7 protein-coding genes are annotated in these 9,492 nt (G+C 69.2%); 4 read left to right on the forward strand and 3 right to left on the reverse strand.

From position 1 onward, the window contains the following. Nucleotides 1-57: 57 nt before the first annotated feature. Nucleotides 58-1,065: an NADP-dependent oxidoreductase gene (locus ACIHFB_RS19995; protein ID WP_365287667.1), complete on the forward strand. Its 1,008-nt coding sequence runs from the start codon at nt 58-60 to the stop codon at nt 1,063-1,065. Nucleotides 1,066-1,798: 733 nt separating this feature from the next. Beyond that, nucleotides 1,799-3,037, forward strand: coding sequence for an MFS transporter (locus tag ACIHFB_RS20000; protein ID WP_365287665.1), 1,239 nt, complete (start codon nt 1,799-1,801; stop codon nt 3,035-3,037). Nucleotides 3,038-3,416: 379 nt separating this feature from the next. Here ACIHFB_RS20000 and ACIHFB_RS20005 read toward each other — a convergent pair whose 3' ends face one another. The 3 genes from ACIHFB_RS20005 to ACIHFB_RS20015 all read right to left on the reverse strand — a co-directional run bounded on the left by ACIHFB_RS20005 (nt 3,417) and on the right by ACIHFB_RS20015 (nt 7,631). Continuing rightward, on the reverse strand, nt 3,417-3,755 hold the full coding sequence (locus tag ACIHFB_RS20005) for a hypothetical protein (protein WP_365287663.1): 339 nt from the start codon (nt 3,753-3,755) through the stop codon (nt 3,417-3,419). 421 nt (nt 3,756-4,176) lie between these two features. Then, nucleotides 4,177-5,508, reverse strand: coding sequence for a TRAM domain-containing protein (locus ACIHFB_RS20010; protein ID WP_365287661.1), 1,332 nt, complete (start codon nt 5,506-5,508; stop codon nt 4,177-4,179). A gap of 74 nt (nt 5,509-5,582) precedes the next feature. Then, nucleotides 5,583-7,631 carry an APC family permease gene (locus ACIHFB_RS20015; protein ID WP_365287659.1) on the reverse strand — a complete coding sequence of 683 codons (2,049 nt, stop codon included), beginning with the start codon at nt 7,629-7,631 and terminating at the stop codon, nt 5,583-5,585. A gap of 384 nt (nt 7,632-8,015) precedes the next feature. Between ACIHFB_RS20015 and ACIHFB_RS20020 the strand changes: the two genes are divergently transcribed. Next, entirely contained in the window at nt 8,016-8,687 is a 672-nt protein-coding gene (locus ACIHFB_RS20020; RefSeq protein ID WP_365287657.1) for a TrkA family potassium uptake protein, read from the forward strand. Next, complete coding sequence (locus ACIHFB_RS20025) at nt 8,687-9,364, forward strand: TrkA family potassium uptake protein (RefSeq protein ID WP_365287655.1); 678 nt, start codon at nt 8,687-8,689, stop codon at nt 9,362-9,364. The genes ACIHFB_RS20020 and ACIHFB_RS20025 overlap by 1 nt, the downstream gene beginning before the upstream one ends. Nucleotides 9,365-9,492 lie beyond the last annotated feature (128 nt).

Consider the following 9,492-nt stretch of genomic DNA (forward strand, 5'->3'; position numbering starts at 1 on the left):
AGACAGTCTCCGTTTACCTCGGGCGGCAACACCCGCAAGGCCACAGGAGGAAAAGCGATGAGCAAGCAGCTGAACAGGCAGTGGATCTACACGTCGGCGCCGGAAGGCAAACTCACGACGGACATCTTCGAGCTGCGGAAGATCGACGTCCCTGAGCCGGGCCCCGGGGAGGTCCTGGTTCACAACCAGTACTTCAACATCATGCCGGGCAACCGGGCCTACATGCACGACAACCCCATTCACGGAGGAAACGGGCTCCAGGTGGGAAACCCGATGATGAGCACCGCCGTCGGTGAGGTCGTCAGTTCCAACGACCCGGCCTTCGCACCCGGAGATGTGGTGCAGGCGATGGCGCCGTGGCAGGACTACGTCGCCCTGCCCGCGCAGGGCCTCGCCAAGCGGGACGGCACGCAGTCCGTGGAGCACTACATCGGCCTGATGGGCCAGTCGGGATACACGGCCTACGTCGGACTCCTCCACGTCGGCCGGCCGGTCGCCGGCGAAACACTGCTGGTGTCCGCAGCGGCAGGCGGAATCGGAACCGCAGTCGTCCAGCTCGGCAAGATCGCGGGCTGCCGCGTGGTCGGCGTCGCAGGCGGGCCCGAGAAGTGCGCGTGGCTGGAGGAAGAGGTCGGAGCCGACGCGACCGTCGACTACAAGGCCGGCAACCTGGCCGAACAGTTGCAGCAAGCCTGCCCCGAAGGCGTCGACCTCTTCTTCGACAACACGGGCGGCCCCGTACTCGAAGCCGCCCTGGACGCCATGAAGATCGGGGGCCGCATCGTGCTCTGCGGCAACACGGCTCAGTACGACACCGACAAGCCGATGACCGGGCCCGCGGGAGTGCCGCTCACGCTGATCCTGAAGGACCTCACGATGAAGGGCTTCGCCGGCATGACCTACGCGAAGCACTTCGGCGAAGCCGACCGCAACTACTCGACCTGGCTCGAGGAAGGCCGGATCAAGCCCTTCTACCACGTCATCGAGGGCCTGGAGCAGGCACCGAACGCCCTCGTCGGCGTCCTGAACGGCGCGAACCGCGGCATGACCATGGTCCGCACCTGAGATCCACGACCCGCGGCACCTGAAACCGCTCGCTGGCTGTCACAGGCATGCCCGGGGGGGGACAGCCGGCGTCCCACAAGGGATCTCGCGCAGCGCCGGCGATCGCCACGGTGGCCGACCAGGAACCCTGACCACTCAAAGAAGCCGCAGGTCAGCGGCCTTTTTCGGCGGGCTCAAGAATCGCCACGCACTCCACGTGGTGCGTCGTGCGGAACAGCTTCAGGCCCGACACCTTCCCCTCCTCGACTAGGAGATCGACAACGTCGGGCGGGTGCAGATTTGTTTCCGCAGAGGGCCACGAAGCGGTGAAGAAGGCGTGCAGACGGAGCCTCTGAGCATCCGCCCCGCGCACCTGGCAGATCACTGTCCGAAATCCAGCACGGGCGTCCTCATCCCATGCCAGCGCGATCCCAGCACGGGGCTCCATCCCAACACCATGCAGGCCGGGCGCCCCACTGTTCACCCTTACGCGGCTGGCGCACTGGCATCCGCGTTGCCTCCGTCGAGGACCGCATGGAGTGAGAACCAGATTGGTCCGGTGTTTTCGTACGGAGCCTCCACGGCTGCTACTTCCTCGTCCGTGAGCTGGAGGGCGAGCACATGCGCCTGACCACTCTATCGAATCGCACACTATCGCTGATCTAATGACAGCCTTACGAACATCGATGATGTTCTGTATGTTCGAAGCTATGGCGTGTGACGTCTTGTGCCTGATCTTCCGGGGGGACTCGTCTTGTCACCTGTACTGGCCGCCGGCGTCGCGCCCGCCCCCTCCGCGATGCGCTCGGTATGGGGCTCGCCGCTGTACCGCGGGGCGACCCTCGCGCTGTTCCTGTCCGGGCTCGGGGCCTCGGCCGCCGCCCCGCAGATCACCCTGTTCCTGGTCGATGACCTGCACGTCTCACTGACCACAGCGGGCCTTTACTACCTCACGAGCATCACCGCCCCGGTCGCCGGATACCTCATCGGCGCCCGCTCGGACCGCACCGGAAGACGGCTCGGGCTGTTCCGGCTGTGCGCCGTGGCCGGGTTCCTCGGCTGGTGCGTCATGGCCTTGGCAGACCATGTGTGGATGCCGTTCGTGATCAGCGCCGTGGTCCTGGCGTTCGCAGGCGGTGCCGGGTCGCAGCTGTTCGCCGCGGTCCACGACGACCTGCAGGCCACTGCCAGCCCGGTCGGGGACGGGGTCGTCTCGATCGTGCGCATGGCGCTGACGGCCGGGTGGATTGTGGGCCCGGTCGCGGGCTCGTTCCTGGCCACGGCAGCAGGCCCGCGTGCAATGCTCGTGGCCACAGGGCTGTGCACCCTGGCGCAGATCCTCCCGATGGGCCGGGCGGGCGCCCGCTCGGCCCCACTGGGCGCGCAGGCCGCAGACACATCCCAGCCGTCGGCCGGGCGGCGCGTCGGGGTGCGGGGCATGCTGCCCCTGCTCGCCTTTACCGGACTGTACGTACTCGTCTACGCGGGCGAGCCGATCAAGTACGGCTACCTGACGATCTACATGCACGACGACCTGCGCCTGCCGACGGCGGTCAGCGGCGCCGTCATCGGCATCCAGCCCTTGATCGAGCTGGTCCTGATGCCGGTGGCGGTGGTCGTCGCCCGCCGGACCGGGATGATGCGCCTGATGGTCCTCGGCGCCGCGTTCGGCGTCGGCGCGAACCTGTGCTTCGCCCTCACTGGCAGCGCGGCCGGCATGTTCGTCGGCCAGGTCCTCATGGGCGGGGTATGGGGGGTGTTCGCCGGCCTGGGCATCATCGTCGCCCAGCGCCTGCTGCCCGAGGCCGTCGCAACCGCCTCGGCCGTCTTCATGAGCTCGACCGCGATCGCAAGCGCCCTGGGTGGGCTGACCGGCAGCCTCGGCGTGGGCCTCCTGGGACTGCCGCACGCGTTCCTCGCACCGGCCCTGTACAGCCTGGTGGCGACGGCCGGCATCGCCGTCATGAGCCGCTCCAGGCACACCGTGGGCTGACGTCGCCGACGGGCGCCTCACAGTTGGCGACCGTGAGAGACACGGTCGACATCGAGGCTTCCACCGTGGCCGTGGCGCGTACGGGCGCCGACCGCAGACGCTGTCGCGGCAGGGGCCGGCTGTCGCCGAGTGCCCCCGGGTCGGAGACGAAGCCGACTTCGCCGACCTCATCCGCCTGTCCCCATCCGAGCGCTGGACCCGCTCCGGGCACACCCCGCATCCCGGACAACAGCGCACCGCCGTTGCCGAGGTTGCGGCCCGGCTTCCCAGCTACGCGGTGGCCCGGTGACTCTGATCGCCGTCAGGCAGTTGTGACGACAGCGCCGACTTCGAGCGCTGCCCCCAGAAGTCGGAGTTCAATTGGTGAACCCGAATTCACTCACACGCCCACCTTCTCGATGCGCTTCCCCTCCGGCTCCATGCCATGCCGCTTCGCGTAGTTGACGACCCGCCGCCATTCCGCGATCTCCTCAACATCGGCATCGGCGAAGCGGACGTGTCCTTCAGCGAGGAGCCGTTCGACCAACTCGCGAGCTTTCGTCCGCCGCGCACGGGCGACGGGCCGCTCGCCGTACGATGCCGAAGACTCGACGGGCACCGACGGCCCACCGTGATCGGCAGGCACCGCGTCGTCAGGAAGGCGGCCATCACGGAGATAGAACCGGCCGACGTCCGTGACCTCGACACGAGCAGCACCGTCACCCTTGTCCACCGTCAACAGCCCACGGTCACGCAGGGCATACGCCGAGCGCCAATCTCCCGGCGCCCAACCTCCGGGTTCCTCACCGGCCGCGAGCCGCTCAAGAAGCGCGCGCTGCCGTTCGTTCGGAGCCGGCCGTCGTTCCACGACATCCAGCCCACACCGCGCAGGCACGCCCTGTATAGACCCGAAAGGGCGGCTCCCTGGTGCGGGAGTACCCCTCGGGCTGCTCTGGGACTTCCGGCTGCATCGCCGAGAGCGTCACCAGCCCTCAACACTCCACCGACAGTCGCCACATGGCTAGGGCCTGACGTGCCCAAAAGCCACCTGACACCCCATCAGAACGAGCGTCAAATGAGCGTCACGAGCGTCATTTCAGCGTCAAGATATCGCCCGTAACGCCCACACCGCGCATAACGCGCACACACAAAACTGCCGGTCAGGAGCCCTTCGCGGCCGGTTCAAGGATCGCGACGCACTCGACGTGGTGGGTCATCGGAAACAGATCAAACGCCCGCAACATCCGCACCCGATACCCCCCCTCCCGGAAATACCCCAGGTCCCGAGCCAGCGCCGCCGGATCGCACGCCACGTAGGCGATGCGTCGCGCTCCCAGGGACGCCAGGTGCTCGACCGTCTTCCGTCCCGCTCCCGCGCGCGGCGGGTCCAGGACGATCAGGTCGACCTCGGTGATGCCGGTGCGCGGCAGGACGGACTCGACCTTGCCCTGTTCGATGCGGACCCGGGGGAAGTCCGCGAGGTTGTGGCGGGCGTCCTCGACGGCGCGCTTGCCGGACTCGATGCCGAGGACCGCGCCCTTCTCGCCGAGCCGGTCGGCGAGCGCGCCCGCGAACAGGCCGACGCCGCAGTAGAGGTCGAGGGCCATCTCGCCCTTGCGCGGCAGCAGTCCCTGCATGACCGCCGTCACCAGGGTGTCCGCGGACCTCGGGTGGACCTGCCAGAAGCCGCCGTTGCCGACGCGGTGCGTACGGCCGTCGGCGCGCTCCCGGACGAAGGCGCGGCCGTGGACGCGGTGGACGCCGCCGTCCTTCTCCTCGACCCGCAGCACCGACACCGGCCTGTCGAGCTCGACGAGCGGCAGCCGCTCCCCCGGCCTCGGTGTCAGGATCACCTGGCGGTCCTGCGACCCGGTGGCCGCGATCGCCTCGACGGACTCCATGCCCGTCCAGTCACGCTTCTCGATGCCCAGCTCGCTCACTCCGGGCGCCGCGATCATGCAGTGGTCGATCGGCTCCACGTCGTGCGAGCGGTGCCGGCGCAGGCCCGCCCGTCCCGTTTCGGCGTCCACCGCGTACTGCACCCGCGTCCGCCACGCCGGGACCTCACCGGCCGGCAGCTTGTCGCCCTCGGCCGGCATCACCGTGCCGTCCCAGCCGGCCTCCTCGGGCGTCAGCCCCGCGAGCCGCTGCAACTGCTCGGCGATGACCTCGCCCTTCATCCGCCGCTGGGCGCCGGGCTTGGCGTGCTGCCAGTCGCAGCCGCCGCAGCGGCCGGGACCGGCGTACGGACAGGGCGCCTCGACGCGGTCCTTGGAGGCGGAAAGCACGTCCACCGCATCCGCGCGCAGAAAGCGGGAGCCTTCCTCGCCCTCCGTGACCCGTGCCACGACCCGCTCACCGGGCAGCGTGTGCCGGACGAACAGCACCTGACCCGAGTCCGTACGGGCGATGCAGTGCCCGCCGTGTGCGACGGGCCCGATCTCGACCTCGTACTCCTCCCCGACCAGCGACTTCTTCGGTTCTGCCTGCATGGCGGGGTGACTCCACAACGTCAAGGGGGGGAAGGATGGACAGCAGCCCATCAGTCTACGTGCTGCCGAGCACGTCAGTCCTTCGCGCTCGGCTCCTTCGCCCGCTGCTCCGCCGGACCGCGCCGCACCGAACCCGGCGCGTTCCACTCCTGCCGCTTGCGGGCGCGCTTCTTCGCCACCTCGGAGGACTCCAGCTGGTAGGGCACCGAGGTCACCATGACGCCCGGCGTGAACAGCAGCCGCCCCTTCAGCCTGAGCGCGCTCTGGTTGTGCAGCAGCTGCTCGTACCAGTGGCCGACCACGTACTCGGGGATGATCACCGACACGACATCGCGCGGCGACTCCCTGCGCAGGCTCTTCACGTACTCGATGATCGGCCGCGTGATCTCCCGGTACGGCGAGTCCAGGACCTTCAGCGGTACGTCGATCCCGCGCCGCTCCCACTCCGCGCGCAGCGCCTTGGTCTCGGCCGGGTCCACGTTGACGCTGAGCGCCTCCAGCGTGTCCGCGCGCAGCAGCTTGGCGTAGGCGAGCGCCCGCAGGGCCGGTCGGTGGATCTTGGAGATCAGGACGACGGAGTGGATGCGGGACGGCCGTACGCTGTCGTCGCTCGGGCCCTCGGGGGCGGCGAGTTCGTCGGAGACATGGTCGTAGTGGCGGCGGATGGCCGTCATCGTCACGTAGAAGATCACCATGCCGAGCAGCGCGACCCAGGCGCCGTGCGTGAACTTGGTGACCAGGACGACGACCAGCACCAGACCGGTGAAGAAGGCGCCGAAGGTGTTGATCGCGCGCGAGCGGATCATGTGGCGGCGCTTCGCCTGATCCTTCTCGGTGGCCAGATGGCGGTTCCAGTGGCGGACCATGCCGATCTGGCTGAGCGTGAAGGAGACGAACACGCCGACGATGTAGAGCTGGATCAGCCGCGTCGAGTCGGCGCCGTACATCCACACCAGCAGCATGGCCGCGCCGGCGAGGAGCACGATGCCGTTCGAGAAGGCGAGCCGGTCGCCGCGGGTGTGCAGCTGACGGGGCAGGTAACGGTCCTGGGCGAGGATCGAACCGAGCACCGGGAAGCCGTTGTACGCGGTGTTGGCCGCGAGGAACAGCACCAGCGCGGTGGCCGCGGCGAGGATCACGAACAGGAAGCTGCCCTTGCCGAAGACCGCCTCGGCGACCTGGGTGATCACCGGGTTCTGCACATAGTCGGCGCCGACCGCGACACCGTTCTTGAGCAGGTCGACGGCCGGGTTCTCGGCCATCCGGACCTTGGTCGCCATGGCCAGCCCGATGATCCCGCAGAACATGGTGACGGCGAGCAGACCCATCAGCGCCAGCGTGGTCGCCGCGTTCTTCGACTTGGGCTTTCGAAAGGCCGGGACGCCGTTGGAGATCGCCTCGACACCGGTGAGCGCGGCACAGCCGGAGGAGAAGGCGCGCAGGAGCAGGAAGACCAGGGCGAAGCCGGCCAGACCCTGGTGTTCCGCCTTGATCTCGTACGACGCCGTCGGCGCCCGCATGGTGTCGTCCAGCACCAGCCCGCGGAACGCGCCCCAGGCGATCATGATGAAGACGCCCGCGACGAACACGTAGGTCGGGATCGCGAAGAGCTTGCCGGACTCCCTCACGCCGCGCAGGTTCATCAGCGTCAGCAGCACGATCACGGCGATCGCGCAGAGCACCTTGTGCTCGACCACGAAGGGGATCGCGGAGCCGAGGTTCTCGATGCCGGACGCGATCGACACGGCGACGGTGAGGACGTAGTCGACGAGCAGCGCGCTCGCGACGGTCAGGCCCGCCTTGTTGCCGAGGTTGGTGGTGGCCACCTCGTAGTCGCCGCCGCCGCTCGGGTAGGCGTGCACGTTCTGCCGGTAGGAGGCGACCACCGTGAACATCAGCACGACGACGGCGAGCGCGATCCACGGGCTGAAGTGGTACGCCGACACGCCCGCGATCGAGAGGACCAGCAGTACTTCTCCGGGCGCGTACGCGACGGAGGACAGCGGGTCGGAGGCGAAGACGGGTAGGGCGATGCGCTTCGGCAGGAGCGTCTCGCCCAGCCGGTCACTGCGCAGTGCGCGCCCGATCAGGATCCGTTTGGGCACGTCGGTCAGTTTGGACACAACAGAGGATCGTAGGCGTTCGAACGCGAGGTCGCCCACCTGCCATCCCACATCTGCTCTCCGGGTGAAACCCGGAACGGGTGCGGCGGCGGTTTCCGCAGGTCGTCCCACACCTATGCCTATATGACAAAACCCGCCCCTTTTCCGGCCGTTGCCGACCTCCGGAGGATCCATGCACACCACCGCCCAGCTGATCGGCGCCGCCGCCACGCTCGTCGGCCTCGGCATCCTGACCCTGGTCAGCGTCCGCAGCATCAGCCGTCGCTGACCGGCGGCAACCCGTGCACGGGGGTCCCGCCGGCCGACCGCGCCTGTGTAGCTTGGGCGACGGTCTGAGACCCTGTTCAGGCCAAGTCAACGACTTTTGACATCGGAAGGACGGTCGTGCACATCGTCATCATGGGCTGCGGCAGAGTGGGTTCCGCTCTCGCCCAGACCTTGGAGCAACAGGGGCACACGGTCGCCGTGATCGACCAGGACCCCACCGCCTTCCGACGCCTTGGTTCCTCGTTCGGCGGCCGCCGGGTCACCGGAGTCGGCTTCGACCAGGACACCCTGCGCGAGGCCGGCATCGAGGAGGCCGGCGCCTTCGCCGCCGTGTCCAGCGGCGACAACTCGAACATCATCGCCGCCCGGGTGGCCCGCGAGATGTTCGCCATCGAGAACGTCGCGGCCCGTATCTACGACCCCCGCCGCGCCGAGGTCTACCAGCGCCTCGGCATCCCGACCGTCGCCACGGTCCGCTGGACCGCCGACCAGATGCTGCGCCGTCTGCTCCCCTCGGGTGCCGAGCCGCTGTGGCGCGATCCCACCGGCGGCGTCCAGCTCGCCGAGGTGCACGCCTCGGCCGCCTGGGTCGGTCACAAGATCAGCAAGTTGCAGGAGGAGACGGGCGTCCGCGTGGCGTTCCTGACCCGCCTCGGCGAGGCGATCCTGCCCACCTCGCAGACGGTGCTGCAGGAGGGCGACCTGGTCCACGTGATGATGCGCACGGACGAGGTCGACAAGGTCGAGGCGGCGTTCGCCAAGGGTCCCGAAGAGGAGGGCGGTCACTGATGAGGGTCGCCATTGCCGGTGCCGGTGCGGTGGGCCGCTCGATCGCGGGCGAACTGCTGGAGAACGGCCACGAGGTCCTGCTGATCGACAAGGCGCCGACCGCCATCTCGGTCGAGCGCGTCCCCCAGGCGGAGTGGCTGCTCGCCGACGCCTGCGAGATCACGTCCCTGGACGAGGCCGCGCTCCAGCGCTGCAACGTCGCGATCGCGGCGACCGGCGACGACAAGGTGAACCTGGTCGTCTCCCTGCTCGCGAAGACGGAGTACGGCGTCCCGCGCGTCGTCGCCCGGGTGAACAACCCGAAGAACGAGTGGCTGTTCAACGAGTCCTGGGGCGTGGACGTCGCCGTCTCCACCCCGCGTCTGATGTCCGCCCTGGTCGAGGAGGCGGTCAGCGTCGGCGACCTGGTCCGCCTGCTGCGCTTCAGCCACGGCGACGCCAACCTCGTCGAGCTGACCCTGCCGGAGGAGTCGGCCCTGGCCGGCACCCAGGTCGGCGACGTGGAGTGGCCCCAGGACACGTCCCTGGTGACCATCATCCGCGGCAACCGCGTCCTCACCCCGTCCCAGGAGGACTCCCTGGAGGCGGGCGACGAGCTGCTGTTCGTGGCCGCGCAGGCCCGCGAGGAGCAGCTGGAGGATCTGCTGTCGGTGCGCCGCGAGGACACGGCGAGCTGACCTCTTCGAGCTCTACGACGGCGGAGGGGGGGCGGCGCGCGGGGGGGGGCCCCCCCCCCCCGGGGGCGCGGGGGGGGTGGGGCGGGGCCCCGGGGGGGCCCCCGCCCGGCCCCCCCCCCGCGCTCGGG

Origin of the sequence: Streptomyces sp. NPDC051963 (assembly GCF_044593495.1) — a bacterium.
Classification (GTDB): Bacteria; Actinomycetota; Actinomycetes; order Streptomycetales; family Streptomycetaceae; genus Streptomyces.